The sequence below is a fragment of the Arcicella sp. BE140 genome (assembly GCF_031456255.1).
GTDB classification, from domain to species: Bacteria; Bacteroidota; Bacteroidia; order Cytophagales; family Spirosomataceae; genus Arcicella; species Arcicella aquatica.
The window spans coordinates 124,887-151,822 of the sequence record NZ_JAVDUE010000001.1; the positions used below are offsets into that span (position 1 = coordinate 124,887).

Consider the following 26,936-nt stretch of genomic DNA (forward strand, 5'->3'; position numbering starts at 1 on the left):
TTACAAATAGTTGTCTATGGCAGCATTTTATTCTGTTTAATAGTTTCAATTCAATCTATTCCTTACAAATCAAAGCCACACATTGTGCTGCAATGCCTTCACCACGCCCTACAAAGCCAATGTGTTCAGAGGTTGTAGCCTTGATAGCTAAATCTTCTTCTGGTATATTCATTACTGCTGCTAAGCAGGTTTTCATGGCTGGAATATGTGGATTCAGTTTGGGCTCTTGTAAAATCACCGTTACATCAAGATTGTTTACTTCCCAACCTGCTTCACGAATCATTTCTAGGACTCTTTTTACTAAAACTTTAGAATCAACCCCTTTATATTGAGGGTCTTTGTCAGAAAAATGATAACCTATATTTCGCATATTGGCAGCCCCCAATAAAGCATCACAAATTACATGACAAACAATATCAGCATCCGAATGCCCCACAGCACCGTGCGTATGTGGAATGATGATACCACCTAACCAAAAATCTCTTCCTTCTTCAAGGCGATGCACATCATAGCCTTGTCCTACTCTTAATTTCATATTTTTAGTTTTGAGCTATAAGCTTTGAGAGATGAGCTTTAGACTTTGTTATGCACAACTGATGTCATGACTTCAAGTCATGACATCAGTGAAACTAATAGCTCAAATCTCACTGCTCAAAGCTGTTTTTACAAATCTTTTAAAATGGCATTCTTAATTAAAAATGGATGCGACCAAGGCACAAAATGATTCATGGTATCTATCCTAACAATCTCTACTTTAGCAGAATTGACCAACATTTTCTCAGCAAAATCAGCGTTCTGTGGATTGACCAACATATCTTTTCCACCCTGAATTACGATAACAGGTTGCCGAATATTTTTCCACAAAGGTAACATCTTTTCTAATTCTGGTTTCAAATATAAGATTTCATCGTTAGAAGCACGAAAAGATGCAGGAATTAAAATACTAATGGGTTTAAATGTCATCGGAATCCTAAACCATTTCTCATTAGGTTCCAAGTCTGGCGAGATAGAACCTGCTACAATGATCAGATTATCAATCAATTCAGGATAATCCATCGCCATTCGGGCAATTACTGGACCACCCAAGGAATGCCCAATTAGGATGATTTTTTTTCCAAAACGCTTTTCATGTGCTACAATCGGTTTTAATAATGCTACTTGTCTTTGTAAAGATTTTTCACCTTCTCCTAAATCTGAATCTCCAAAACCAATTCTATCTACCGAAACCATTTTTACTTTTTTCAACAAAGAAGTGTCTTTCATGAAATCAATAAAGGCTGTCCATGAACCCGGAGAACCATGTACAAAAAAAGCTACTGGTAGGCTATCACTCCCAATTTCAGCATAATTCATTTTTATTCCTTGTACATCAATTTGATGTTGTATTGGTTTGTTCTTCAAACCCGAGAAAGATGCATCTATTGCTTTTTGACTCATTTTGAAGTTAAAGCAAGAAGACAATATTTGTGAGATGACAAAAATAGTGAGATAGACAATGAGTAACCTTTTTCCGATTTTTAGCATTAGTTTCAAATTTATGAATGCATAAATATTAACCTTTTATTGTTTTGTAAAAGTCGGGAAAATGACAAAGAAAAACCCCACAGAATAACAAGTATTTGTGGGGTTTTTCTTTGATATAACGATAAAACTTTTTATTTATATGCAGGAGTACGTTTACGCATATAGAAATACAAGCCTATGAATGCAAAAATCAAGATAGCAGGAAAAATCGTCATGTTAACAAGTGTTGCCTGTCCGGCAGTTAATTCAGCAATGTCGCCAGTAAGTCCAGCTTCAGCAGCTTTTACTTTTTCGTCATCTATCCAAGAACCAATAATTGGTTGGAAAATAGAAGTAGAAAACATTCCCATACCACCCATAATTGAAAGACCGAATGCTCCAGTTCTAGGTAAGTTTTCAGCTACAAAGCCAATCATTGTTGGCCAGAAATAACATACGCCTACCGCAAAAATTACAGCAGATACGTAAACCATTCCACCTGTTGCTTGGCTCAATAGGATTACACCAATAGTTGTGAAGATTGCCGACGCTAATAATACACCTGTCGGATTGATTGAGTGAACAATAGGGCCAGCAAAATAACGACCTACTGCCATTAAGCCTGTTACTAACGCCAAGATAATCATTGGACTTGCACCAGCTTTACCAAGTACTGGACCAATCCATTGCTCAGGGCCGAACTCAGAAATAGCTGTTAAAGCCATACAAGCTAACATGAAAAGGTATAAAGGCGATAACATAGATTTTAGGTTTTCACCTGTAGATGCCGCACCTTCCTCTACACTAGCAGGAAATGACTGTCCGAAGAACAAGAATGCATAACCTACAGCTGGAATCAAAATAGCTCCAATTTGTAATTGCCAACCCATGTTAGCAGAAGTCATGAATTGAGAAAGAAGACTTCCGATTACGATACCTCCAGGAAACCACATGTGAAAACGATTCAACATTTTGGTTTTTTCATTCCCTTCATACATGTCAGAAATCATCGGATTACAAGCGGCTTCAACGGTTCCGTTACCAAATCCAACAAAGAATGTTGAGATTAATAAAGTCCAGAATCCACCAGAAAAAATAGTCATAACCAGACCAAGTACGTGGGTAAAGAAGGCTACCCAGATGATTTTTTTAGGGCCAAGTGCATTATATAAAGGACCACCAATAATCATAGCGATTGGAAAGCCCAAAAAAGCCATTTGATTTACGTAACCTAGTTCTTGTGATGAAAGTTGAAATTCTGCACCAAGTTGAGTAAGAACACCGGCGCGGATACCGAAAGCCATTGCAGTGGTTATTAAGGCAAAACAACTTCCTAGGAAAAGCTTGTCGCGGTTAACGATTTGAGACATAGTTGATTAGGGATTAAAAAAGTGTTAAATAAATTAGAAATCTTGGTTTTGTGAAATATCATCAGAGAAAAATCTATCAAAAAAACGAATTTTTTTCGAGATTCTCTGTAAGTTCTTATCAGTATTTTTATGAAATTTTGTACTTACTTTATCACAAGAAAGGATTTAATTAAAATACTATGCGGTAAATTTGTGATAATAAAATTCATAAATAATTACTTACCGACTGATTGATACGAAAAATGGCAAGAAAAGTTAGAATGGGTATGATTGGTGGAAGCTTAGAAGCTTTCATCGGAGCTGTTCACCGCCGTGGTGCGGCATTGGATGGCGAAATTGAATTGGTTTGCGGAGCATTTAGTTCTGACCCAGCTAAATCAAAAGCGACAGGTGAGGCTCTTTATCTCTCTCCAGACCGTGTTTATGGTTCATTTGAAGAAATGATTTTGGCTGAAAAAGCACTTCCCGAAGGAGAAAGAATGGACTTCGTTTCTATTGTTACTCCAAACCATGTTCATTTTCCTGCGGCCAAGATGGCATTAGAAAATGGTTTTCATGTGGTATCTGATAAACCAGCTACCTTAAATTCAAAAGAAGCCTATTTATTAAAAGATATTATTGAAGAATCAGGATTGATTTATGCGTTGACGCATAACTATTCGGGTTATCCAATGGTTAAAGAAGCTCGTGAATTAATCAAAGCGGGAGCAATTGGTAAAATCCGTAAGGTAATCGTAGAGTATCCACAGGGATGGTTGGCACAATTAGTTGAAGCTACTGGTCAAAAACAGGCTGCTTGGAGAACTGACCCTGCTAGAAGTGGTGCCGCAGGCGGAGTAGGAGACATTGGTACGCATGCTGAAAACTTAGCTGAATATATTACAGGCTTAAAAATCACAGAGATTTGTGCTGACTTAACGATTTTTGTGGAAGGTCGCCAGCTTGATGATGATGCTAATATGCTTTTACGTTTTGATAACGGCGCGAAAGGAATTTTGCACAACTCGCAAATTTGTAATGGTGAAGAGAACGATTTGAACATTAGAATATATGGAGAGTTCGGTGGTTTGAAATGGAAACAAATGGACCCTAATACGTTGATTTTGACAAATCAAGAAAATGGTTCAAGAATTATTCGTACTGGTGTGGGTAATCTTTCAAAAGCGGCTCAGGCACATACTCGTCAACCAGCAGGACACCCAGAAGGATACATCGAAACATTTGCAAATATTTATAGAAACTTTAGCTATGCACTGAGAGCAAGATGGGGAGAAGAGGCTCAGAAAAATGCAACAGGTGGTTTAAAAGGAGAATCTGCTAGTTCATCGGGATACGACCCAGAAATCCATGATTTTATGGGTATTGAAGAAGGTTTGCGTGGAATGGTGTTTATTGATACCGTTTTGAAATCGAATGCAGCAGGAGCTGTTTGGACTAAAATGGAAGTTTAGTTTTGTTGGATAACAAAAAACATCCTCTAAAAAATAAATATTTATTTTTTAGAGGATGTTTTTAATCAGAATTCATTTATTGAACCAATTTTGCCTCAAAGTCATGACTCATCAATGTTATTTTTTGTTTCAATAATTTAGCTCGTTCTAATAATAAATCAGCAACTCCTTCTATTGGTTGCTCATTATTTTCTTTCAATATTATATCAACTTCATTACCTAAAGCTTCAATTTCCGAAGGATTTCGAGCATTATCTATCTTTAAGAAAATAGCGCTGAGTTTTTCAAGAGGCTTCATAACAAATATTATTTTTTGAGTTCAGCTAACTGTTTATTAATTTCTAAGATTAAGTCAAGTAATTCGTCTATTTCGGCTGCCTTAAGAAAGACTTGCTGGCTATTTAAGACTTGCTCATATACTTTCTTTTCAGCCTCAAGCATCATTACTTTTAATTTTTTGTTCATAGATTAAGTAGTACTAAGGTCAGAAACTATACAAAAGAGATGTTAAACAAATATAACAAAATTACTAACACGAATATTATTGCTCTTAATGTTTAACAGCATATTTTTCGGGATTCTTATCAAACATTTCTTTACAAACTACACTACAAAAACTTACTTTTTTGCCCTGATAAGTAGAAGTATGTTTGGCATCTTTTTCTACGTGCATTTTACAAATAGGGTCTTTGCCCTCTTCTAACACTACCTCTTTTTTTATTTTGCTGATGTGTCCCTTAACAGCTTTTGCTGGTTTTTCTTGAGAATAGCCGATATGGACAAATGCTAAAAAAGCAACTGCGGTGATGATTAATTTCTTCATTCCTGTATTTGATTATGGTTTTTACTAAAAAGCATATCTAATTTTCAATGGTCGCTTTTATGAGGTGAATGGTCTGCACAAATTTACGGAATATACCATTATATTTTTTAACAGTTTATCTTTAATTAAATTTGTCTAAGTCTCTCTTTTATAAGGCTTTTTTTAAGGAGTAATTGCTAATAAATAAATGTCTAAAATGACAAAAAATAATTTATCAAAATATCAGATTATATTTCTTCATATTGCTTTTTGGGCTTTTATGTTGGCATTACCGTTTATACTCCAAGCACAAAATGCTGAACCCCCTCGAGTAATTATTCACCGTCCGCCGCCACCACCCAGGGTATCGATTACTATTTTCTTTGCAGTCTTTACCTTATTGAATATTCCATTTTTTTACCTGAATAGCAATTTTTTGATTCCCAAGATTTTAAAAGTTAAAGGCATTGGATGGTATTTGCTTTCTATTGTTTGTTTGATAGTTGCGGTATTTTTTCTAAACGGAATTATTAAAAATACCTTCTTTAATGCACGGACAATGCCCAAAACGGGTTTTACCTTTCAATTGCTTTTCTTTCTAGCGATCAGTACGTCATATCGGATTGTATCAGATAGCATGGAAGACGAAAAGTCTAAAAAAGAACAAGAAAACGAAAGACTAAAGTCTGAACTATCCTTCTTACGCTCTCAAATTAGCCCGCATTTTATTTTTAATGTATTAAATAGTATTGTTTCACTCTCAAGAAGAAAACCAGAAAAAGTAGAACCTGTAGTCGTAAAACTATCAGATTTGATGCGCTATATGCTGTATGAATCTGATGATGCCATGGTGACCTTAGAAAGGGAATATCAATACCTCAGAGCTTATATTGAACTACAGCAATTACGCTTTGGAGACGATATTGCTATTAATTTTCAGGTGGGGGAATTAGATAAAAACCAAACGATTGAACCCATGTTATTGATTCCATTTGTAGAGAACTCATTTAAACATGGGGTGGGTATGATTATCAATCCAACCATTGATATTGTATTGACTACAGAAAAAAACAGCCTGACATTTGAAGTAAGTAATAAGGTGAATCGTCAATTTCAGGAAAAAAAGGATGATGCTTCGGGTATTGGATTGACTAATGTAAAACGAAGATTAGAATTACTTTACCCAGAGAATCATCAATTAATTATTAAAGACGAGGCCGATTATTACAAAATAAAGCTCATCATTATCCGTAAAGATGACGAGGCTTAATTAGTTTTTGTAATGTTCAATCAACAAAAAGAGTATCTTTGATGTTAGATAAGACATGATTTTATCCTATTTTAGGATAAATCTTGTAATAAATAAAATTGCTTATGCTTAATTGTATTGCCGTAGATGATGAAAATCTAGCCCTTGATTTACTTGAGGATAATATCAACAAAGTACCATTTTTGAAATTGGTAAAACGTTGTAAAAATGCTTTTGATGCCATCGAAGTTGTGCAAAATGAAGAAATAGACTTGATATTCTTGGATATACAAATGCCAGGCATCACTGGTGTGCAGTTTTTGCATAGCCTCAAAAATAAGCCGATGGTGATTTTTGTAACGGCTTATAAACAGTATGCATTAGAGGGATTTGAGTTAGATGTGGTAGATTACCTCCTAAAGCCTATTGATTTTGAGCGATTCCTAAAAGCTGTTAATAAAGCTTTTGAACTATATACTTTAAAAAACAAACCTCAGGTTTCAGAAGAAATTCATGAAGATAAAATCTCTGCCATTTTTGTGAATGCAGATTATTCGCTGGTAAAAATCAGGGTATCAGAAATTACTTATATTGAAGGATTAAAAGACTATATTAAAATCTATATTTCTACTTCTACCAAGCCCATCGTAACAAGAATGACGATGAAAGCCATCGAGGAGAAATTGCCTACTCCCGATTGTTTTAGAGTACACAAATCTTTTATTGTTTCGCTTGATAAAATAGAATCTATCAGAAATTTAAAGATTAAAATTGGCAATGCTCAAATTCCAATCAGCGAAAGTTATTCTGAAGGCTTTTTCAAAATCATAGGTCAATAAGTATACACATTTCTCGATTTTATATCAAATCATAGGCTTTTAACAATTTTTAACGCAACTATTCCACAATAATAGAGGTCTATTTGATGTATTCTTAAGTATGTGGCAATTTATGAGAAGATTGCCCTAACTTTGTACTTCGGATTAACCAACTGTATTTCATGAAAAAACTTTTTCTATTAACCACTTTAGTACTATTCTCAGTGAAGGTATTTTCGCAGGTTACAACAACTACTGGGATTACTATCAAAGATGAATTCTATAATAATCGCCCCTTAGCTGAAATTCTAGCAGACTTAGAAGCAAAATCAGGCGCTAAATTTATTTATGACCCCACTAAAATTAAAGGTTTATATGCAAGTTACTGGTTTGATAATATGACATTAGAAACTGGAATGAGAGGACTTTTAAAAGGATCGGGCCTGAAATTCTATGTGGATGATAACCAAATAGTGCATATTGTTCCTAAAACACAGAAGGTGTATGTAAAGAGTAGCTATAACAGTGGTACTTACTATGGTGGTAACTCGGCAGTGCCTGCACCCGCTATTGCTGATGCTGGCATCACGGCTCCAAGTACAAACGGTACTACTCCTCAGCTTTCTGTTAATCGTCCTGCGATTGAAGCTATTCCACAAACAACTCGTCGTCAGGCAGCATTAAAACCAGCTACTAAATTTGACTTTACCTTCACGGGTAAAATCCTTGATGCACGTTCTGCAGAGCCGCTTCCTTTCGTGAATATCATGATTAAGAGTAAGAAAACGGGTACACAAACCAACGTGGATGGTTATTTTACACTCTTGAAAGTTCCCACAGATACGACTACGTTAATTTTGAGTTATATTGGTTATGTAACTACTACAATTAAACTCGTTCCAGATGCGCCTATTAGTGGTATTACCATCGAAATGGAGCCTGATAATACTGAATTAGATGAAGTGGTAGTAAAAGGTGAAAAAACAGAGGTGTTGAAAGCTGCCGAAACTATCGGTATGTTTAAAATGACTCCCCGTAACATCGCTAAATTACCAAACGTTGGGGAAAAAGATATTTTCCGTTCTTTCCAGCTAATGCCAGGGATTAGTGCTGCCAACCAGTCTTCTTCTGGTTTGTATGTGCGTGGTGGTACGCCCGACCAAAACCTTGTGCTTTATGATGGATTTACCGTTTATTATGTAGATCACCTTTACGGGTTCTTCTCGGCTTTCAACTCAAATCCAATCAAAGACGTTCAGCTTTATAAAGGTGGTTTTGATGCCAAATTTGGAGGAAGAATTTCATCTGTGGTAGAAATTACCAGTAAAGATGGTAATAAAAGAGAATTTAATTTTGGTGGAGATTTAAGCTTAATCAGTGCGAATGTATGGGCGGAAGGGCCAGTTACTAAAGATAAAAAGATAACTTTCTCAGTAGCAGGTCGTCGTTCATGGGCAGGTCCTTTATATAATAAAATCTTTAATACCTTCAACTCAAGTACTACTAGTACTCAAGGCGGAGGTTTTGGCGGAGGTTTCAGAAGGTCGCAAAGTGCACAAACAGCCACATCATATTTTTATGACTTAAATGGTAAAGTAACTTTCAAACCATCAGAGAATGAAAATATAAGTTTGAGTATCTATAATGGCGATGATTATTTAGATAACTCTCAGAATTTAGGCCTACCATTTGGTGGAGGTGGCGGATTTAACAACACCGACCTTTCTAAATGGGGTAATACAGGTACAAGTTTGAAATGGTCTAAAAAATGGAGTGATAAATTCTATACAAACACGTTGATTAGTTATTCTAACTTCTTCAGTGGAAGAGATAACACAAGTGAAAATACCTTTGTAAGAAATAATGAAACAACTACCGTTAAATTTGGCTCTATTGAAAGTAATGACTTAAAAGACTTTTCTGCTAAAACTGATATTGAATACAATACTTCTAAGAGCAATCAGTTGGCTTTTGGTATCCAAGCTACAAGGCTGAATATTCAATATTCAAATAGCCAAAATGATACGACAGTTATTATTGCTAAAAATGATAAAGGAAGTTTGTTAACAGCGTACTTGCAAGACCAATTAAAATTATTTGATAACAAACTTGTTTTAAAAGGAGGTATCAGAGCAAACTATTTTGATGTTACTCGTAAAAACTATTTTGAACCAAGATTATCAGGTACTTATGCAGTAAACGACCGTTTGAAATTCAAAGGAGCTTGGGGTATTTATTATCAATTTGCGAAGCAAGTTGAAAGAGAAGATATTTCTAATGGTAGCCGTAATTTCTGGGTATTGGCTAATGATTCTTACTTGCCTGTTACCTCTTCAACACATTATATATTTGGATTGAGTTATGAATTGAATGATTATCTATTTGATGTTGAAGGATATTATAAAGATATTCAGAATGATACACGTTATACACTTCGTTTTGCTCCACAGATTGGTCGTGGTTTAATTGCTAACGAAACTTTCTTTAATGGTACTGGTAAAGTAAAAGGTATTGACTTTTTGGTTCAGAAGAAATTCGGTGATTATACTGGTTGGGTAGGTTATACTTTTGCTCATTCGGATAAATACATTGCACAGTTTTCTGCTAACTCATTCCCTTCAAACTTTGACGTAAGACATGAATTTAAGTCTGTCAATATTTATAAATTGGGACGTTGGGATTTAGCCGCTACTTGGATTTATGCCTCAGGAAAACCTTATACTTCAATTGTAGGAGGATATACAGTAAAATTACTTGACGGAACAGAAAAAGACTTTACAGACCCATCTATCACTAATGGTAATCGCTTACCTGCATCGCACCGTTTAGATGTATCGGCTACGTATAATTTTGGACATGGTAGTATTGGTCTTTCAGTGTTTAACGTTTATGGAAGAACAAACGTTTGGTACAAAAAATACCAGACTATTACAGACGAAACTACAGGTAACAAATACTTGTCTATCACTGATGTAAACTATTTGGGCTTTACTCCGAATCTTACTTTTAGCTATAAGTTTAAGTAAATAAGATTTTCTTTGGCTCATAGATTTTGTAGACAAAGAGGCTAAATTAAAAACGACAAATGAAATCATATATCAAATTTATATCATCAAAAAATAACCTTTTGGCCATCATAATCTTTGCTTCATTGTTAGGGATTGTGGCTTGTGATAAAGATTCTAACTTTATCGAAGGTGGTGCAAGACCCGTTGTTGAAGCGTATTTAGTAGCAGGCAAGCCAATTTCTTTATCGGTGAAAAAAGAAATTGCTTATAATGAAGATACCTCAAATACGGAAGCTCCAATCAATGGATTAAATATCAAAATTTCGGATGGCACCAATACTTATTCGTTAACTTCTAATGGTGCGGGTGTGTACAAATCTGATTCAACTGTGAAATTAAAGGTAGGAGTTACTTACAATTTGTCATTCACATATAATGGTAATGCTGTAACTGCGAGTACAATTATCCCTACAAAACCTGTTGGTTTCAAAACGGATATTACATCTATCGCAAGAACAAAATTGAACTTATCATCTGGCGGAGGTTTTGGTGGAGGTTTTGTTGATGGTAATGAAGATGTTAATTTATCATGGAGTAATCCAAATAGCGATTACCATTTTGTGGTAGTAGATAACATTGAAGCTAATCCTGTGTTGATTATTACCTTGCCAACTACAACTAATTTCAATGATTTAACAAGACGTTTCAGAAGTCAGCCTATACAAGGAACTTCAACACAGTTGCGTTCTCAGCAATTCCAATATTTTGGTAAACACAATCTTGTATTATTGAAAGTAAACCCAGATTATGCCGCTTTGTACAATAGCACAGGAAGTACTTCACAAAATATTAGTACGCCACCTACTACCATTACAAATGGACTAGGTATCTTTACTGGAGTAAATGCAGACACATTGGCATTTACAGTAAAACAAAAATAAGCTATAGATGGCTGAATTTAGGACAATATTTACTATTCCAGTTGTACAAAATAAAATTACAATTGATTCCCAATTAATCACGCTAGGCTCTTGCTTTGCTGATGTGGTTGGGAATCAGTTGAAAAATAATAAGATCAAAATCGAAGTGAATCCACTGGGGACATTATTTAACCCTCTTTCGATTTTTAAAATCCTCTCTCCAGATTATCAATTTGCCGACGAACGCTTGTTTGTCGAGCATCAAAAAACTTGGTTTCATTACGATTTTCATTCACAATTCTTTGCTCAATCTAAGGATGTGCTTAGGGATAATATCGACAAACATCTTAAAGGCTTATCTACTCAATTACTTCATACAGATTTCCTGATTATTACCTTCGGAACAGCTTTTATCTACAAGCTCTTGGAATATCCTGCTTATGTAGCTAATTGCCATAAAATGCCAAGTAAATATTTTGAAAAAGACTTACTAAGCGTAAAAGATATATGTAAAAGTTTTGCCATACTTTATAAGCAATTGAAAGAAACGAATCCGAATTTGAGAATCGTCCTCACGGTTTCGCCAGTGAGGCATACAAAAGACGGTATTCCCGAAAATCAGGTTTCAAAATCTATCCTACGTGCAGCATGTCATTATCTAACGACAGATTATAGCGATGTTGAATACTTCCCTTCTTATGAAATAATGATGGACGATTTGCGTGATTATCGCTTCTATAAAGCAGATTTAATTCACCCTAATGAAGTAGCGGAGCAGTATATTTTTGAAAAATTCACAGACACTTATTTTGATGAAGAATTAAAAGCATTCGTAGCAGAATGGACTCAAATAAAAAAAAGGCTGTCACATCGTCCCTTCAATGAACAATCAGATGCCCATCAGAAATTTCTAAACAATCTATTGTCAGATTTAAGCCGAATAAGCTCGACAGTTGATGTGTCAGACGAGATTGAATTGGTGAAAGAGCGAATAGCCCAAAAATAAAAAACCTCGATAGAATCGAGGTTTTCAGAGCTTCATTGTTAAATGGTATTGTATAAGAGGATAGTTAATTGTTTTTTGCCAAATAATTGTTGGCGGTTACTCTATAATTATCAAAAATTGCTCTGGTAATATTTTTTAAATCTCTATTAGCTAAAGATTTGTTTGATTTCAAAATTTTAGAAGCATAGCCCATCCAAAATACTTTGTTTGAGTTTTTGTCAATCATCGTAATGATTAATGTGCCATTATTCAAGCTTTTTCGATATACATCAAGTGTTTCGTGCTGTAAAGAAGTATTTATAGATACTTTAACATCTTGCATACTGAGATTTTTATCATAAATAGCATAAGAAACTAAAACATCTGCATTATCGCTCTCTGTATAGCCTCGTATTTCCATCTGCTTCTCTATCTCTTCCTTAATCACCATTTCGTTTAACGATGACTTTGATTCCTGTGGGCGACTCACTTCTTGAACTATCGCAAAAGAACGATTTTCGGTATTTATTGCATGAAAGTCGTTATTAGCTTTCACTTGTATTACTTCCCGAGTGCATGAAGTAGCAAGAAGTCCAACAATGAATGTTGTAACAACTATGCGTTTCATTAATTTTTAAGATTGTTTTTGGATATTGGCGTTTAAGCCTTTACAAATGTAGTAGAAAAAATATTAAAAATATAACTTTATTTACTTTTTTTTTAACTAATTGAATTTTAATCACAAATTTTAGCTTTAATAATTCTATAATTTTCACTGATACTTTTGTAAGTATTTTATTCTGAGGGTGTTATAAAAAAAATAAATCCCTTCCCCAAAGGAGAAAGGATTTACGGAAATATCCAAAAACAATCTCAAAAAATTAAATATTTTTATTTCTTTAAAACTACTACTGAGTTTACCAGATAACTATTTTTCTCTGTAATTAAATTATAAACTTTGTTTACTTTTCTAGTTCCAGCTTTGGTAATAAATACGTTAAACTTCTTGAACTTTCTAGTTTCATTTTCGTAAACAAATACACTTTGACCCACCTTTAAATCAGCAATTGTTGTTTTGCCATTTTCAGTAAAAATAGGGTGATTGCCCGTCGCTTCAAGTTCCTTTAATCGATACTTTACTGAAACTGATGCCGTAATCATCTCACTTGGATCTACTAACAATACCTTTACAATGTCAAATTCGTTGTTCTCGTGAATATCCACTTTTTCAACAATCGTAGGCTCTGCTATCTTTTTGTTGGCATTATATGATGTTACAAAATCGCCAACTTTCACTTCACTAATGTTTTTTATTTCTCCATTAGCCATCGTTACTTTTGCTTCCGCAGGAAAGCAGTATTCATATTTGTCTTCTTCTTTGCCTTTTTCTCCAGCAACGCCCGAGAACTCTTTAGCTAAAACGAACGCAACGCATGATGAAAAGCCTGAAACTGATTTTTCTCCATCTTTCAGATCATCAATATATTTACCCCACGTTTCTTTTTCTGCTAATGGATTAGGAACTACTAAACTGATTTTCTTTCCGTCTTTAGGCGTTGTAAAAATCATTAAATTGGCAATTTCTTTCATGCCAGCTACTTCTAATACTTTGTACAAGTAAATTCTTCTTTCTAAACCATCCGAGAACTTAAAAACATATGGAGAAGTACTGTTGTCTAAGATAAAATTACCATCTTTTACATAAGTATCTTTGTCCAAGTTTTTGATAGCAATTTTCTTTACTGCTTCAAATTCGCTTAGTTTAATACCCATTTTTTCGCCTTCTTGTGCGAAAATGCTAGTTGAAAAGCAAAGTAAGGTTATAAAATATATAATTTTCTTCATGCTGAAAGCTAGTTTTACGAGACAAAGCCTAAGCTCCATTTACTCGTTTATGAATTTGTGTTACTACCGAATTTGCTGACTCTAAAGCACCAGCCATCCAAGCTGTAAGGTGAGAGGTATGTTCCCCTGCTAAATAAATTTCATCATCTGGTTTAATGAGGGCAGGGTAGAAGCGTTTTCTCGCTGATTCACTGTATTCTGCCCATCCTCCCTTTGAATAATTAATTTTTTGCCAAGCTAATGAAAATGAGTTTTCAAATTCAGTTTTATACTGTGGATGAATTTTTCCACCTTGTTCTAAGGCTGCTTTCTCTCTATCGGCTAAGCTTAGGTTGCCCATTCTTAACGCCCTATCGTGAAAGTTGTAATAACCTTTTAACACTCCTTTTTTACCCATAAAATTATATGAAGGATAAAAAATTTGTGTGATATCCATATTGGTTTTAGAAATCCCTCCGAATATGTTATCGTCTTCCTCCCAGAATCTTCTTTTAAATTGTAATCCGATTTTACCAGTATTCATATAAGGCACAAAATCAGCCGCTCTACGAATATCCGATGATAAATCAGACGTAATACCTTTTAAAACAGGCAAAGGGATGGTACAAATACAGTAATCGCCTAATATTTCTTTAACAGTACCCGTTTTGTCTTTGTAAATAATTTTAACACCAGGCGAGGTTTTTCTTATTTCTTGCACCTCAGCCTGAAATTGAATTTTACCTTCTAATCGTTTGGCAAAAGCATAAGGTAAAGCATCCATTCCACCAACAGGTTGTAACATGACGGGTTGTTGATTGAAAGTATATTCACCAATATTTGAAAAAGCAGGATGAAATAGCCCCGATTCAATAATGTCATGCAATAAATGTGGTGAGGCTAATTCAGGAGTTTGTTCTCCGTATCCACCTTGACGTTTATATCCATGACGTTCAGAACCTTTGTACTTTTTCATAATATCCAAATCGCCCTCTTCTTTTAAGTATGCACTTAATTTTTCAAGGTCTTCTTTGGTTACTTCTTCGTCGAGTGCTTTTTTATCAATTGACTTTGATAACAATTCATAAGTATATCCACGCACGTCAGCATGAATTTCTCTTATTTTAATGGGTTTGTTTGATAATTTACCAGTTCCTTCTGAATAATAATAAGCTCCTTCATTTACGTTCATGAATATCTCCAAGGGGATATTAAATTCACGGCAATAGTGTAAAGAAAGCGTATGATTATGTGGAATTCTGGCCGCTCCACCATTATAATAAAGACCTTTATCAAACTTGCAAACTTGTGTAGTGCCACCAATCTCAGTTTCTGTTGTTTCCCCTCTTACTGTCCAAACTCTTCCCCCCGGGCGACTTCTTGCTTCTAAAATGGTGACATCATATCCTAATTTTATTAATTCATAAGCACTTGACATTCCAGCTAAACCAGCCCCTAAAATAACAATCTTTTTATTAGCCTTATTTCGCTGTAAATTAAGTGGTTTTGCATTGGCTTCAGGTATTAAGCCGAAGCCGAGCATGGTTAGGTAACTGGCAGAGCCAGTTTTTTCGATAAAATCTCTTCTTGTCATCTGTCGCAAATTAGTAATTCCTTGTGAGAATTAAACAAACACGCATTTTCACAAGGAATTACAGAACTAAGAAATAACCTTGGTAAAGGCGTCGGCAAATGCCTTCATTTCGTCCATAGTTCCGATTGAAACTCTGCACCAATGTTGACGATCAAATTCCCATTTTCTAAGCATGACACCTTCTGCTGCCATTTTTGATAGCATATCAGAGCCTTTCATTTTTAGTGGGAAAATCACGAAATTGGCAGATGACGGTATGTATGTATATCCAGCTTTGGTTAAGAATGAATACAAGTACTGTTTTGACTCTTCAGTATTCTTTAAAGTCAATTGTTGAAATTCTGTATCTTTAAATGCTGCAATAGCTGCGGCAAAAGAAGGAACAGACATATCAAAACCACCAGAGCAGTATGGTTGAATCATTTTCAGAATCTCAGGTTTAGCAATCGCATATCCACAACGTAAACCTGCAAAAGCATATAGCTTAGACATCGTACGCAACACTAAAACATTTTTACCTGCTTTCACCGCTGGAATCATTGAAGCTGTTTTAGGGTCTTTGGCATAATCGATATAGGCTTCGTCTGAAAGAACAGTGATTTTGTCTGAAACCTTATCAATGAAAGCACTAAATGATTCAGAAGGGAGTACCGCGCCAATTGGATTATTAGGATTGGTAACGTATACCAAGCTTTGAGAACCATTAATTCTGGCAGCCGTAGCATCTAAATCGTATTGATAATCTTTGGTCAAGGGTACTTTTTCCATTGGTACTCTTTCTTCATTGCCAGAAATATAGCATGGGTCACCTACCAGAATCTTTCCTTTTTGCCCATAAGCAACTAAAGAAGCAGTAAGTAACTCTGAAGAACCAGCACCTAATAAAATATAATTTTCAGGAACACCTTCTTTTTCGGCGATCGCTTTGATTAAATCACCACGAAGTTTGAAAGCATATCGGTTTGAATCACCGATGGCACCTATTAATGCTTGTCTAGTTTTTTCTGATGGCCCCCAAGGGTTTTCGTTAGCACTTAGTCTAACAAGCGTTTTGGCAGGTACAGGTATATTAGAATATTCTTGTTCTAGTAAAAACTCAGGGAGAAGGCTATATTGTAGTTCTTGTCTAACTACAGGGCTAGCAGCAGCTTTTTGGATGAATGCACTGGCTGTACTTAAACCAGCGGTTGCAAAAAGACTTTTTTTAAGCCAGTTACGGCGATTCAGATTTGATGACATTTCACACAACGTTTAAGAGTGAATGAGTTGATTTAATGATGAAGTTAATAAAGCTTATTACAATACTCAATTAAAACGCTACAAGAAAATTATCTGAACTCCTACGGGGTGATTAACCCCGTAGAATTCGGAAATTGATTTATATAAGTTGATGAAGTATGATTGTTGTACTATTTTTATTTAAAGGTAATTTAAAGTTTTTAAAATCAAAATTGATTTGTGTAATTTTTTCGTTTAAAAATGTATTGATAAATGATAATATATTTAAAAACACTTCTTTTTTCGGTGATAAAATTACTAATTATTTAAATTACTTTGCAAAAGTACATAAAATAAGTTTTTATTTAAATAGAGGGAAACACTCATTTATATAAAAAATGTTGTACAAAAATAATATTCACGACTTCAACCTATAGACTTTCTTGATACGTTTTGTTATTTAACGGATGCTCTTGATAGGCGTGTAAAGGACTGACCTTTATAACTACCACTCCAATTGAGAGGAATGCTGTTCCCAGATACTGGTGCAGAAAGTCCTAGGGCTAGCCAAGTTTTCTCCACACTTATTTTGCCCTTAGCATCCGTTGTTAGCTCAGCCACCACAGCGCCAGTATTACGCAAAGTGATAGTGATTTTAGTATTGGCTACAGGAAGCGAGTCAATTCCTTTTTTATAATCCAAAAGATTCGTCTTGTCTAATTCAAGGATTCTTGCGGATAAAACCACGTTTCCAGTTTTTGTATAGCTAATAGTTGGCTCGGTAGCAAAATCTCCAGGAGCGGTTCCATCAATAGCTACTAAAACAGGTGATACTACTCTTGGTACAAAAGGGTCGTCTACGTTTTTACATGATACCATCGTTAACAATGCAAAAAGAGCTATTAGAATAATTGGGGGTAATTTATCTATGTGTTTCATGATTGTTCTAATTTAATGTTTAATTCAACTACTGATTTTGCCTTATTTTTCTGCCCACCAAAGTTTAGTTTTCATATCATTTGGTCCGCCGTTTAATTTTTCACCTTCTGCCACATTTTTAGCATTCAACGAATATTCAGAACCAGGATAAGGTAATCTTGTTGGAATGATTGCATTATTTTCAAAAACAGCTCTAGGGTCAGGCGATGGCATAACAGGATACCCCGTTCTGCGATACTCCGTCCAAGCTTCAATACCTTGTCCGAATAAAGAAATCCACTTTTGGTCCAATATTTTTTCACGTGTTGCTGTACCCAACTTTGTAATTAAATCGCTAGCGCCTGTAATACCAAATTGTGAGAATGAGGCCGTAATACCTTTTTCAAAATAAGATTGGGCATCACCAGTAATATCACCATCAATGCTAGCCTCCGCCAAAATAAATTGCAATTCAGCATACGTCATGATTACTTCGGGCGAAGCCGCAGCCGTAAAAAATGTTCCGATGGTTGAACTACTTTCAAGATAAGTAGTAGCGATAGCATCTGGCAAGCCGTTGGCATGCCCTTCATATTTACCTGATTTATTAGGGTTACCGAATACTTTAATTCTAGCATCACTTACACCATTCATTTTATCAACCAGCGTTTTACTTAAATTCCAGTCGGTTCTACCATCTTGGATAAGTACCTGATTCCACTCGTTATTACTTGGTAAAATAGTAGTACATTTCAAGGAAGCATTATCATCGTTGCTAGTGAAGATTGGGTATTTTGTAGCATCTGATAAAATTTCACGCATGATTGCTCTTGACTCAACCGATTTTTTAGCGGCCTGACGGTTTGCTAAACGCAAACGTAATGAGTTAGCAAATTTTTTCCATTTCAATATATTACCACTATAAAGAATATCACCAGAAACCGCTGGGCCAGCTACATTCAATTTTTCATTGGCTACTTTCAAATCTTCAAGCATTCCTGCATACACTTTTTCCATAGAATCGTAAGCAGGCGTATATACAGGGTCTGTTGCTGTACCTTTTAATGCCTCGCTATAAGGAATAGCGCCCCACATATCAGTGATGATAGAGAATGTCCAAGTACGCATTACCAAAGCAATCCCTTCATAGTTGGCGTTCGGAGCAGTCCCTTTTTCTCCAGAAATAACCATGATTCTGTTGAAGTTTGATTGTGCGTCATTAAAAAAGCCTTTCCAGTTGTTTAATGGCAATGCTTGCGAAATACCGTAGTTGTCACCTTCGTTTGAATAAATATTTCTTGTAAGATGTTGTATCCACAGCGCAGCACCATCCAAGTTTATTCTTTCAAAACGGGTTCTATGTCCCCAGTAGCGGTCGATAGAACTTTCAATACCTGTTGGTAAAAGAAACTGAGGGGTAATCGACGAGGGATTGTTGGGGTCAACATTCATTTTGTCGAAAGTACTTGTGCAAGACCCTGACCCTAAAATAATGCAGGCAGCCAGCAGGTATATTTTGCTATATTTTCTCATGTTATAATAATCTTTTTAAATGAATCTGAGCTTTGTAAATTAGTTTGAATACAACTCTCAGAATGATTAAAGTTTATCGTCAGGTTGTGTTTAGAAGCTAAAAGATAAGTTAGCGCCTAAACTTCTTGTTGAAGGTAATTCTCCGTAACCAAAGCCTTGCTTGTTACCACCATTGGCATCAATTTCTGGGTCTTGATGTGGGTGATTTTTGAATATCATCAACACGTTACGACCAACTGCTGAAATTTTTGCTGATTGGAATCCAAGCTTTTTAACAAGGGCTGTAGGGAGCTTATAGCCGAATGATACCTCACGAAGTTTTACATAGCTACCGTCAAAAATAGCGGCTTCATGATAACGACGTGGGTTGTTATAGCCATAGTATTGGTTGGCACTCACGATGATGTCGTTGGGTGCATATACCTTTGTTCCATCTGGATTAGTAGATACTACCATAACGCCCTTGCCAATTACGCCTTCTTCACGACCAATGGCTGTTTCTGCATACTGACCCGTCCAACGTGCATTAGCCGTTCCTTCATCGAAAATATCCCCCCCCATACGTACATCAATCAGCGTAGTTAAAGAGAAGTTTTTATAAGAAAATGTGTTAGTGAAACCACCTATCCAATCAGGCTGAATATTACCTAATATTTTTTGCGTTGTTGAAAGCTGTGGCAAACCATTAACCATCAGTAATTGTCCGTCTGGAGCTCTCTCAAAACCATAGCCATATAATGTTCCGTAAGGCTGTCCAACCCTAGCTTCGGACGTTAAACCACGACGCTCATTTAGAACATAGGTAGTCAAGCCTTCTGCTAATTCAACCACTTTGTTTCTGTTACGAGCAAAATTGAAGCTTACGTCCCAACCAAAACCATTCGAGAGTTTCAATGGAGTACCCGAAAGGGTAATTTCAATACCAGAGTTGGTGATTTGACCAGCATTCAAAATACGAGTATTGTAGCCCGAAGCTTTTGAGATTTCTACACCAAGAATTTGGTTCTTGGTTTTTTGTTCATAATAGGTAAGGTCTAAATTTAATTTGCCTTTAAACATGCGGAGGTCTAAACCAGCTTCAAGTCCAGTAGTAATTTCAGGCTTAAGGGTTGAGTTAGAAATAGTAGTGTTTTCTGCAAATTCAGGCGTCGCTCCGTTCCATGAAGTACCAGCACGATAGGTTTGAGAAAGCTGATAAGGGTCTGCATCGTTACCTACCTGCGCTAAACTGAAACGAGCCTTACCGAATGAAAGTACATCGCCTTTTATTCCTTCTATCAAGTCTGTAAACACAGCACTCAAGGAAGCTGACGGGTAAAAGTATGACCTATTATTGGCAGGAAGTGTAGATGACCAATCGTTACGAGCGGTTAAATCTAAGAAAATGGCATTCCTAAACCCTAAATTAACAGAACCAAAGGCACTTTGTACTTCACTTTTGGTGATAGTCGAAGCAATGGTGTTTTGACTTGGTACGGCATTCCCAGCATTATACAATCCATCAATTACTAATTCACCTACATACAGGTAATTCCTTTTATAATAGTTTGTTCTTACGATTCCTCCAACTTGAGCATTAATAGAGAAGTCTTTATTAACGTTTGTGTTATACGTTAGTATCGCATCTGTGTTAGTTTCTTGTCTGCGGAGTACTTCTTCTGAGAAACGACCCGGTGTACGGTTTCCATTTCTTACTCTTTCAAAATTGACAATGTTAATACGGGTATCAGACCAAACATCAGTTCCTGTTCTTAGCATTACACTCAACGAAGGCAATATTTTGTAGTTGAAGGCGATGTTACCTACTAAGCGATCTTTGTCATTAGAATAAGGCAGTTTTTCTTGAGTATAATATGGGTTAGTAAAGAAAGTATGTTGCCAGTTTGGTGGGTCGCTATCAGGTAGTTTTCCTGCAACGGCACGCTGAATATGTGTACCAGTGTACGACTGCCAGTCACGTAGTTGGTCCCACGAAACATGTCTATGCGACCAGATAAATTCCTGTCCAGATGCATAACTACGGTTATCAGCCCAAGACTTAATGTATTCGGCAGATAGTGTTACATTAAATTTGTTTGTAAAGTTGTACCCAGAGTTGAATTTGAAGTTATTACGGTGAAAATCATTGAAATACATAATTCCTTTTTGGTCAAGATGACCTAATGATAAGCGGAAATTACCTTTTTCATTACCCCCTGAAACAGCCACATTGTTTGTAAAAGCCGTACCAGTTTGCCAGAATTCTTGGTAATTATTAGGTTGGGGTGTAAGCGGTGCAACATCTTTGCCTGTCCACCATTGACGCACCAAACGACCATCCATTGGCGCACCCCAGCTTTCGTCTGTACCTTCAGTACCACTTAATGGAGCATTTGGACCATAGGCAGCTCTGTATTGAGCAATCTCTGTAGGGTCTGTGATAGAACCACTCCACCCATCATTATACCAAGTACGATAGCCGTTACCACCCCCATAAGTATTTTGAAAATTGGGTGAAATAAAAGGTCTTTCTGCTACAAAATTCGAGTTTACTTCAACCCCGATTCCTTTCATCCCACTACCATTTTTGGTAGTAATCAAAATAACCCCATTGGCTGCTCTAGAGCCATAAAGTGCTGCCGCATTTGGCCCTTTTAAAACCGCAATATCTTTGATGTTATCAGGATTTACTTCTGATAATCCAGAACCAAATTGTTTGTCGAAAGATTGTTGAATAGGTACGCCATCAATAACGACTAAAGGTTGGTTATTACCAGAAACGGATGAAGAACCACGAATCTGGATAGTAGCAGCAGCCCCTGGCCCTGAGCTAGTATTTACCCTGAACCCTGCTATTTTACCAGAAAGTCCATTTGCTACGTTTGAAGACCTTGCTTCTGTAACACTCTCACCTTTAAGTTGTTGTTGTGAGAAACCCAGTGCTTTTTTGTCTCGCTGAACACCTAGAGCTGTAACAACCACTTCGCTGAGTTGCATAATATCAGGTTTCATTTTTACAGAGATGGATGTCTGCGAACCCACGGGAACTTCATAAGGTGTCATACCTACGAAAGTAAAAACCAATACATCTTTAGATTGACACGCTATGCTAAATTTACCTTCACTACTTGTATTTGTACCACTTGTAGTTCCTTTGATTAATACGGTTACTCCGGGCATTGGAGCTCCATCTTCAGAAGAAGTGACCGTACCTGTCACACTTTGTTTTTGAGAAAAGACTGTGGACGAAACCAACAGTATTCCCCATAAGAAGAGTAAAGTTTTGTTCATAAATATTAGTTGTTATATGGTTGGTAATCTAATAATGCAATCGTGATTCAATAATGGCAATAGCATATCAGGCCAGAGATTTTGACATCAAAGGCAATGGTAAATTGGTAGTTAAGATTTTTAAATCAATAGGAACAGCCACACCACTTTGTAAAGGAAAGTGGGGAATTGTGATTTAATAAAATTGTATAAGTTGAAGCGTTGTTTTTGGAAAGTACTCTATTAAATAAAGGAATTAGTTATTTTGACTTTTGGAAGTCGGGAAATGGTATTCTTTTAGTTTGCTGGTTTTATGTATGAGAAATTATACTTAATGTAAAATTCAAAGAGTTTTATAGAAATGCTAAATAACCATTTTTTATTTCGCTTTTTATTTATTTCTAAGTACGATTATAATGGATTTATTTAAAATACCAAACATAATTCCATGAATTTTTCAAATACAATGTCAAAAAAATATTTTATTATTTAAAATTTTATAATAAATATAATGTTTCTAAGAGGAGTTAAAAATTTATTTAATAAAATGATAATTCTTATTTTTTGATTGATGGTATAAATATCCTTTTATTCATGGTGAGATGTGTTAGTGTAAACTACTTAATTATTAAGAAGATATATATTGTTTATTTAACTAATCGAATTTTCGATTATATTGTATTTCGAATACAATAACAAAAACAATATTTATGGAAAATCTATCCTTAGAACAATTGCGTTACCCGATTGGAATATTTAGTAAGCCCGATGAAATTACAGATGATTTATTGAAATCTTGGATTGATGATATCTCTGAACTACCTACCTTACTTAAAAAATCAGTAGAAGGCTTAACTGAAGAACAGCTAGAATTACCCTATCGCCCAGAAGGCTGGACCATCCGCCAAGTGATTAATCATGTAGCAGATTCGCACATGAATGCCTATTGTCGTTTTAAATTGGCACTTACCGAAGATACTCCTACTATCAGGCCTTACGAAGAACAATTTTGGGCGGAATTAGAAGATGGTAAAAATGGTCCTATTGAATGGTCATTGACACTCTTAGAGGTATTGCACAAGCGATGGATTATGATGTTGAAGTCGCTGACGGCAGAACAACTTGAAAGAACATTTATTCATCCAGCCACCATGCACGCCAATAGTCTTCGTACAGTTACAGGTATGTATTCATGGCATGGGAGGCATCATACCGCCCATATTACCGAACTAAGAAAACGAATGGAAATATAGTTTTATAAAAAAAGCGAGAAGGTGAATCTTGTTAAAATACAAAAAATAGCTATGTGGTTGTTTTAGTTTTCAGCATTTATCGCCTTTCATCTTTTTTCTCTTATCTTTAACCTTTCATTCAACAACCACTTTAAAGATTTGGTATTAACCCTTTGTACATGGAACGTTTCACAGGACTTATTGGAATAGTATTAATTTTAGGAATAGCCTATTTGATGTCAAATAATAGAAAAGCAATTAATTACCGAACAGTTGGGGTTGGTTTAGCTTTACAGTTTGGGTTGGCCGTTTTTATTTTACGAACTGATATTGGGAAAAAGCTCTTTACAAAGTTAGGAGAGATGGTAAATCAGCTCTTAGAAAAAGCTGATAAAGGAGCAGAGTTTGTATTTAGCTCTTTGGTTCAACCAGAATTGATGACAAAAGCTTTTGGGCCGGGGCATGATTTTGTCTTCTTTTTTAAAGTAATTCCAACAATTGTATTTGTAGCCGTTTTGGTGAATATTCTTTACCATCTTGGAATTATGCAAAGAGTCATTGCTGTATTGGCTAAAGGTATGCACTGGCTGATGGGAGTAAGTGGAGCAGAAGCCCTTTCAAATGCAGCCTCTGCGTTTGTGGGTCAAGTAGAGGCGCAGATTATGATTAAGCCTTATTTAAAAGGTATGACCAAATCTGAATTATTAGCTTCTATGACGGGTAGCTTTGCTTGTATTGCTGGTGGCGTAATGGCTACTTATATTAAATTAGGCGTACCGGCATCGTATTTATTAGCTGCAAGTATCATGGCTGCTCCGGGGGCTTTGGTGATTTCTAAAATTGTATATCCAGAAACTGAGCAATCAGAAACACAAGGTTTTGTTCAGCTAGAAATCAAGAAAGTACACTCAAACTTAGTAGATGCTATTGCTTCGGGTGCTTCTGAAGGACTTAAAGTAGGTTTTAATGTAATTGCAATGTTGATTGGTTTTATTGCTTTAATTGCTTTGATAGATTCGATTTTATGGCACATTGGCTTCTACGTTTTCGGAATGCCTAACTTAAGCATGAACTTTATCCTAGGAAATGTATTCTCTGTTTTTGCATGGGCAATGGGTGTACCTAGTAAAGATACACAAGTAGCAGGTGCTTTGATGGGTACTAAGATGGTTGTAAACGAATTTGTAGCTTACCTAGATTTAGTTAAAATTAAATCAACACTAGATGCAAAGACACTGGCTATTACCAGTTTTGCATTATGTGGTTTTGCTAATTTCAGTTCGGTAGCAATTCAAATTGGTGGTATTGGCGAATTAGCTCCTGAACGCCGTACAGACTTAGCCAAATTAGGTTTTAAAGCATTAATTTGCGGTACATTGGCTAGTTATTTATCAGCTACTTTAGCGGGATTATTGCTATAATAATATTGATAAGATTTCATAAAAAAACCTGACGTTTAATCAAACGTCAGGTTTTTTTATGTCCCGTTTCTATTAGGTGGTGACTTAAGTCGCCACCTAATAGAAAGAATTTGAGCATTCTTTTTTATTTACTTAATATTATCAAGATTGTAATGCAAACCTCTGTTTTCTTTTCTGGCTCTGGCATCTTTAATGACTAAGTAAGCTACATTAATCATATTCCTCAATTCATTGATTTGAACAGATATTTTAGATTGTCTGTACAGTTCTTCGTGTTCAATATAAATTAGCTCCAGACGGTCATAGGCTCTTTTCAAACGTCGGTCTGTTCTTACAATACCCACGTAGTTACTCATAATTGATTCCAGTTCGCGTGCCATTTCCGTTACCAATACTAATTCTTCTGGATGAGTTGTCCCTTCATCATTCCAATCAGGAATATTCGTTGGAAGTACATTTTGTTCAAAGGTTTCGATTGATTTCAAGAAAGCACGATGTGCATATACAATGGCTTCGAGTAACGAATTTGAGGCTAATCGGTTAGCACCGTGCAGTCCTGTAGAAGAACATTCACCAGCCGCAAAAAGGAAATTAATGTTCGTCTGTGAATGTTCGTTTACTTTAATCCCGCCGCAGAGATAATGTTGTGCAGGTACTACAGGAATCATGTCATCACCCGTAATGTCTAAGCCAAGGTTATCTTTACAATAATCATAAATCATAGGAAAATGGTGTTTGAAATCCTCTTTTTCAAGATGACGAGTATCTAGATATACATGGTCAACACCATTTTTTTTCATTTCAGAGTCAATCGCTCGGGCTACAATATCACGTGGTGCTAATGACAAACGGTCATCATACTTTTCCATGAAAGTAGTTTCGTCAATATTCTTTAAAATACCACCATGACCACGTACAGCTTCTGAAATCAAAAACGAAGGCTTTTTACCAGGTTGATACAATGAGGTAGGGTGAAATTGGATAAACTCCATGCCTTCTACAAAGGCTTTTGCACGATATGCCATCGCAATGCCATCACCCGTTGCAATGGTAGGGTTGGTAGTACTTTGATAAACCTGTCCGATACCACCAGTGGCCAACAGCGTAGTTTTAGCCAGAAAGGTTTCAGTTTTACCAGTAAGGGTATTAAAAATATAAGCCCCAAAGCATTTTTTGTCAGGGGTATCCTTCGTTACTTTTTCGCCTAAATGGTGTTGCGTTATAAGGTCGATAGCAAAATAATGTGTAAAGAAATCAACACTTTTAAAAGACTTTACTTTCTCTAATAAAGCCCTTTCAATTTCGTTACCAGTAGAGTCTTTATGATGTAAAATTCGTTGGTCAGAATGTCCGCCTTCTTTTACTAAATCATAAGAGCCATCATTTTTCTTGTCAAAATTTGTCCCATAAGAAATTAGCTCTTTTAAGCGTTCAGGAGCCTCAGTTACCACAATTTCGACAGCCCTTTTATTCGACATAAAATCGCCCGCAATCATCGTATCATTGATATGTTTTTCAAAAGAATCATCATCTTTCCAAACAGTAGCGATACCTCCCTGTGCATATTTTGTATTGCTTTCTTCTTCTATGGTTTTAGTGAGGATAGCAATCTTAATATCTTTTCCTTTTTCCTCAAAATAGGCAGCAATTTTTGCTGTATATGAAAGCCCTGCGATGCCTGAGCCGATAACTAGAAAGTCGTATTGGGGCATAATGATGAAAACGGCTTGCCGCCCGCATTTTATAAGTTAATGTAAATTTTTAATGTCATGAATAAACAAAGTTATTTTAAAAACTTCTTTATTTATACTTTGAGTTGGAATTTATATAAAACAATGCTT

23 protein-coding genes are annotated in these 26,936 nt (G+C 35.8%); 9 read left to right on the plus strand and 14 right to left on the minus strand.

Annotated elements, in window-relative coordinates; translation table 11 throughout:
• Positions 1–55: 55 nt before the first annotated feature.
• From ispF to J2Y60_RS00510, 3 genes are all read right to left on the minus strand, one after another.
• Positions 56–535, minus strand: coding sequence for a 2-C-methyl-D-erythritol 2,4-cyclodiphosphate synthase (gene ispF, locus J2Y60_RS00500; RefSeq protein ID WP_309912829.1), 480 nt, complete (start codon positions 533–535; stop codon positions 56–58).
• A 128-nt stretch (positions 536–663) separates the two neighbouring features.
• Entirely contained in the window at positions 664–1,437 is a 774-nt protein-coding gene (locus J2Y60_RS00505; RefSeq protein ID WP_309912827.1) for an alpha/beta hydrolase, read from the minus strand.
• 218 nt (positions 1,438–1,655) lie between these two features.
• Positions 1,656–2,873 carry an MFS transporter gene (locus J2Y60_RS00510; protein ID WP_309912825.1) on the minus strand — a complete coding sequence of 406 codons (1,218 nt, stop codon included), beginning with the start codon at positions 2,871–2,873 and terminating at the stop codon, positions 1,656–1,658.
• Positions 2,874–3,133: 260 nt separating this feature from the next.
• Between J2Y60_RS00510 and J2Y60_RS00515 the strand changes: the two genes are divergently transcribed.
• Positions 3,134–4,324: a Gfo/Idh/MocA family oxidoreductase gene (locus J2Y60_RS00515; protein ID WP_309913113.1), complete on the plus strand. Its 1,191-nt coding sequence runs from the start codon at positions 3,134–3,136 to the stop codon at positions 4,322–4,324.
• Between the two features lie 76 nt (positions 4,325–4,400).
• Here J2Y60_RS00515 and J2Y60_RS00520 read toward each other — a convergent pair whose 3' ends face one another.
• From J2Y60_RS00520 to J2Y60_RS00530, 3 genes are all read right to left on the minus strand, one after another.
• Positions 4,401–4,622 (minus strand): hypothetical protein, encoded by a 222-nt coding sequence (locus tag J2Y60_RS00520; protein WP_309912822.1) that lies wholly within the window; start codon positions 4,620–4,622, stop codon positions 4,401–4,403.
• Between the two features lie 8 nt (positions 4,623–4,630).
• A complete protein-coding gene (locus tag J2Y60_RS00525) occupies positions 4,631–4,789 on the minus strand; it encodes a hypothetical protein (RefSeq protein ID WP_309912820.1) in 159 nt (52 codons plus the stop codon).
• A gap of 85 nt (positions 4,790–4,874) precedes the next feature.
• Positions 4,875–5,147: a YHS domain-containing protein gene (locus J2Y60_RS00530; RefSeq protein WP_309912819.1), complete on the minus strand. Its 273-nt coding sequence runs from the start codon at positions 5,145–5,147 to the stop codon at positions 4,875–4,877.
• 196 nt (positions 5,148–5,343) lie between these two features.
• On the opposite strand from J2Y60_RS00530, the gene J2Y60_RS00535 reads away from it, so the two are divergent.
• The 5 genes from J2Y60_RS00535 (at position 5,344) to J2Y60_RS00555 (ending at position 12,127) form a co-directional block, all read left to right on the plus strand.
• Positions 5,344–6,396, plus strand: coding sequence for a histidine kinase (locus J2Y60_RS00535; RefSeq protein ID WP_309912817.1), 1,053 nt, complete (start codon positions 5,344–5,346; stop codon positions 6,394–6,396).
• 104 nt (positions 6,397–6,500) lie between these two features.
• A complete protein-coding gene (locus J2Y60_RS00540) occupies positions 6,501–7,214 on the plus strand; it encodes a LytTR family DNA-binding domain-containing protein (protein ID WP_309912815.1) in 714 nt (237 codons plus the stop codon).
• A gap of 161 nt (positions 7,215–7,375) precedes the next feature.
• Positions 7,376–10,219, plus strand: coding sequence for a TonB-dependent receptor (locus tag J2Y60_RS00545; RefSeq protein WP_309912813.1), 2,844 nt, complete (start codon positions 7,376–7,378; stop codon positions 10,217–10,219).
• A gap of 59 nt (positions 10,220–10,278) precedes the next feature.
• On the plus strand, positions 10,279–11,142 hold the full coding sequence (locus tag J2Y60_RS00550) for a DUF4249 family protein (protein ID WP_309912811.1): 864 nt from the start codon (positions 10,279–10,281) through the stop codon (positions 11,140–11,142).
• Between the two features lie 7 nt (positions 11,143–11,149).
• Positions 11,150–12,127: a GSCFA domain-containing protein gene (locus tag J2Y60_RS00555; RefSeq protein ID WP_309912809.1), complete on the plus strand. Its 978-nt coding sequence runs from the start codon at positions 11,150–11,152 to the stop codon at positions 12,125–12,127.
• Positions 12,128–12,191: 64 nt separating this feature from the next.
• On the opposite strand, the gene J2Y60_RS00560 is transcribed toward J2Y60_RS00555, so the two are convergent.
• The 7 genes from J2Y60_RS00560 to J2Y60_RS00590 all read right to left on the minus strand — a co-directional run bounded on the left by J2Y60_RS00560 (position 12,192) and on the right by J2Y60_RS00590 (position 22,463).
• Positions 12,192–12,734: a DUF4136 domain-containing protein gene (locus J2Y60_RS00560; protein ID WP_309912807.1), complete on the minus strand. Its 543-nt coding sequence runs from the start codon at positions 12,732–12,734 to the stop codon at positions 12,192–12,194.
• Between the two features lie 263 nt (positions 12,735–12,997).
• Positions 12,998–13,951: a hypothetical protein gene (locus J2Y60_RS00565; RefSeq protein WP_309912805.1), complete on the minus strand. Its 954-nt coding sequence runs from the start codon at positions 13,949–13,951 to the stop codon at positions 12,998–13,000.
• A gap of 28 nt (positions 13,952–13,979) precedes the next feature.
• Positions 13,980–15,524: a flavin monoamine oxidase family protein gene (locus tag J2Y60_RS00570; protein WP_309912803.1), complete on the minus strand. Its 1,545-nt coding sequence runs from the start codon at positions 15,522–15,524 to the stop codon at positions 13,980–13,982.
• 66 nt (positions 15,525–15,590) lie between these two features.
• A complete protein-coding gene (locus tag J2Y60_RS00575) occupies positions 15,591–16,763 on the minus strand; it encodes an aminotransferase class I/II-fold pyridoxal phosphate-dependent enzyme (RefSeq protein WP_309912802.1) in 1,173 nt (390 codons plus the stop codon).
• A gap of 435 nt (positions 16,764–17,198) precedes the next feature.
• On the minus strand, positions 17,199–17,681 hold the full coding sequence (locus tag J2Y60_RS00580; RefSeq protein ID WP_309912799.1) for a hypothetical protein: 483 nt from the start codon (positions 17,679–17,681) through the stop codon (positions 17,199–17,201).
• A gap of 42 nt (positions 17,682–17,723) precedes the next feature.
• Positions 17,724–19,193 (minus strand): SusD/RagB family nutrient-binding outer membrane lipoprotein, encoded by a 1,470-nt coding sequence (locus tag J2Y60_RS00585; RefSeq protein WP_309912796.1) that lies wholly within the window; start codon positions 19,191–19,193, stop codon positions 17,724–17,726.
• Between the two features lie 90 nt (positions 19,194–19,283).
• Complete coding sequence (locus J2Y60_RS00590) at positions 19,284–22,463, minus strand: SusC/RagA family TonB-linked outer membrane protein (protein WP_309912794.1); 3,180 nt, start codon at positions 22,461–22,463, stop codon at positions 19,284–19,286.
• A 53-nt stretch (positions 22,464–22,516) separates the two neighbouring features.
• Here J2Y60_RS00590 and J2Y60_RS00595 point away from each other — a divergent pair, with 53 nt between their 5' ends.
• The 3 genes from J2Y60_RS00595 (at position 22,517) to J2Y60_RS00605 (ending at position 25,095) form a co-directional block, all read left to right on the plus strand.
• On the plus strand, positions 22,517–22,642 hold the full coding sequence (locus J2Y60_RS00595) for a hypothetical protein (RefSeq protein ID WP_309912792.1): 126 nt from the start codon (positions 22,517–22,519) through the stop codon (positions 22,640–22,642).
• 510 nt (positions 22,643–23,152) lie between these two features.
• Positions 23,153–23,695 carry a YfiT family bacillithiol transferase gene (locus J2Y60_RS00600; protein ID WP_309912790.1) on the plus strand — a complete coding sequence of 181 codons (543 nt, stop codon included), beginning with the start codon at positions 23,153–23,155 and terminating at the stop codon, positions 23,693–23,695.
• 158 nt (positions 23,696–23,853) lie between these two features.
• Positions 23,854–25,095 carry a nucleoside transporter C-terminal domain-containing protein gene (locus tag J2Y60_RS00605; protein WP_309912788.1) on the plus strand — a complete coding sequence of 414 codons (1,242 nt, stop codon included), beginning with the start codon at positions 23,854–23,856 and terminating at the stop codon, positions 25,093–25,095.
• A 128-nt stretch (positions 25,096–25,223) separates the two neighbouring features.
• Here the strand turns inward: J2Y60_RS00605 and nadB are convergent, their stop codons facing one another.
• Positions 25,224–26,807, minus strand: a complete 1,584-nt coding sequence (gene nadB / locus J2Y60_RS00610; RefSeq protein ID WP_309912786.1) for an L-aspartate oxidase — start codon at positions 26,805–26,807, stop codon at positions 25,224–25,226.
• Positions 26,808–26,936 lie beyond the last annotated feature (129 nt).

Excerpts from the sequence above, each read along its gene's own strand:
- ispF (WP_309912829.1), bottom strand. The coding sequence starts at position 535 with ATGAAATTAAGAGTAGGACAAGGCTATGATGTGCATCGCCTTGAAGAA.
- J2Y60_RS00505 (WP_309912827.1), bottom strand. The coding sequence starts at position 1,437 with ATGAGTCAAAAAGCAATAGATGCATCTTTCTCGGGTTTGAAGAACAAA.
- J2Y60_RS00510 (WP_309912825.1), bottom strand. The coding sequence starts at position 2,873 with ATGTCTCAAATCGTTAACCGCGACAAGCTTTTCCTAGGAAGTTGTTTT.
- J2Y60_RS00515 (WP_309913113.1), top strand. The coding sequence starts at position 3,134 with ATGGGTATGATTGGTGGAAGCTTAGAAGCTTTCATCGGAGCTGTTCAC.
- J2Y60_RS00520 (WP_309912822.1), bottom strand. The coding sequence starts at position 4,622 with ATGAAGCCTCTTGAAAAACTCAGCGCTATTTTCTTAAAGATAGATAAT.
- J2Y60_RS00525 (WP_309912820.1), bottom strand. The coding sequence starts at position 4,789 with ATGAACAAAAAATTAAAAGTAATGATGCTTGAGGCTGAAAAGAAAGTA.
- J2Y60_RS00530 (WP_309912819.1), bottom strand. The coding sequence starts at position 5,147 with ATGAAGAAATTAATCATCACCGCAGTTGCTTTTTTAGCATTTGTCCAT.
- J2Y60_RS00535 (WP_309912817.1), top strand. The coding sequence starts at position 5,344 with ATGACAAAAAATAATTTATCAAAATATCAGATTATATTTCTTCATATT.
- J2Y60_RS00540 (WP_309912815.1), top strand. The coding sequence starts at position 6,501 with ATGCTTAATTGTATTGCCGTAGATGATGAAAATCTAGCCCTTGATTTA.
- J2Y60_RS00545 (WP_309912813.1), top strand. The coding sequence starts at position 7,376 with ATGAAAAAACTTTTTCTATTAACCACTTTAGTACTATTCTCAGTGAAG.
- J2Y60_RS00550 (WP_309912811.1), top strand. The coding sequence starts at position 10,279 with ATGAAATCATATATCAAATTTATATCATCAAAAAATAACCTTTTGGCC.
- J2Y60_RS00555 (WP_309912809.1), top strand. The coding sequence starts at position 11,150 with ATGGCTGAATTTAGGACAATATTTACTATTCCAGTTGTACAAAATAAA.
- J2Y60_RS00560 (WP_309912807.1), bottom strand. The coding sequence starts at position 12,734 with ATGAAACGCATAGTTGTTACAACATTCATTGTTGGACTTCTTGCTACT.
- J2Y60_RS00565 (WP_309912805.1), bottom strand. The coding sequence starts at position 13,951 with ATGAAGAAAATTATATATTTTATAACCTTACTTTGCTTTTCAACTAGC.
- J2Y60_RS00570 (WP_309912803.1), bottom strand. The coding sequence starts at position 15,524 with ATGACAAGAAGAGATTTTATCGAAAAAACTGGCTCTGCCAGTTACCTA.
- J2Y60_RS00575 (WP_309912802.1), bottom strand. The coding sequence starts at position 16,763 with ATGTCATCAAATCTGAATCGCCGTAACTGGCTTAAAAAAAGTCTTTTT.
- J2Y60_RS00580 (WP_309912799.1), bottom strand. The coding sequence starts at position 17,681 with ATGAAACACATAGATAAATTACCCCCAATTATTCTAATAGCTCTTTTT.
- J2Y60_RS00585 (WP_309912796.1), bottom strand. The coding sequence starts at position 19,193 with ATGAGAAAATATAGCAAAATATACCTGCTGGCTGCCTGCATTATTTTA.
- J2Y60_RS00590 (WP_309912794.1), bottom strand. The coding sequence starts at position 22,463 with ATGAACAAAACTTTACTCTTCTTATGGGGAATACTGTTGGTTTCGTCC.
- J2Y60_RS00595 (WP_309912792.1), top strand. The coding sequence starts at position 22,517 with ATGGCAATAGCATATCAGGCCAGAGATTTTGACATCAAAGGCAATGGT.
- J2Y60_RS00600 (WP_309912790.1), top strand. The coding sequence starts at position 23,153 with ATGGAAAATCTATCCTTAGAACAATTGCGTTACCCGATTGGAATATTT.
- J2Y60_RS00605 (WP_309912788.1), top strand. The coding sequence starts at position 23,854 with ATGGAACGTTTCACAGGACTTATTGGAATAGTATTAATTTTAGGAATA.
- nadB (WP_309912786.1), bottom strand. The coding sequence starts at position 26,807 with ATGCCCCAATACGACTTTCTAGTTATCGGCTCAGGCATCGCAGGGCTT.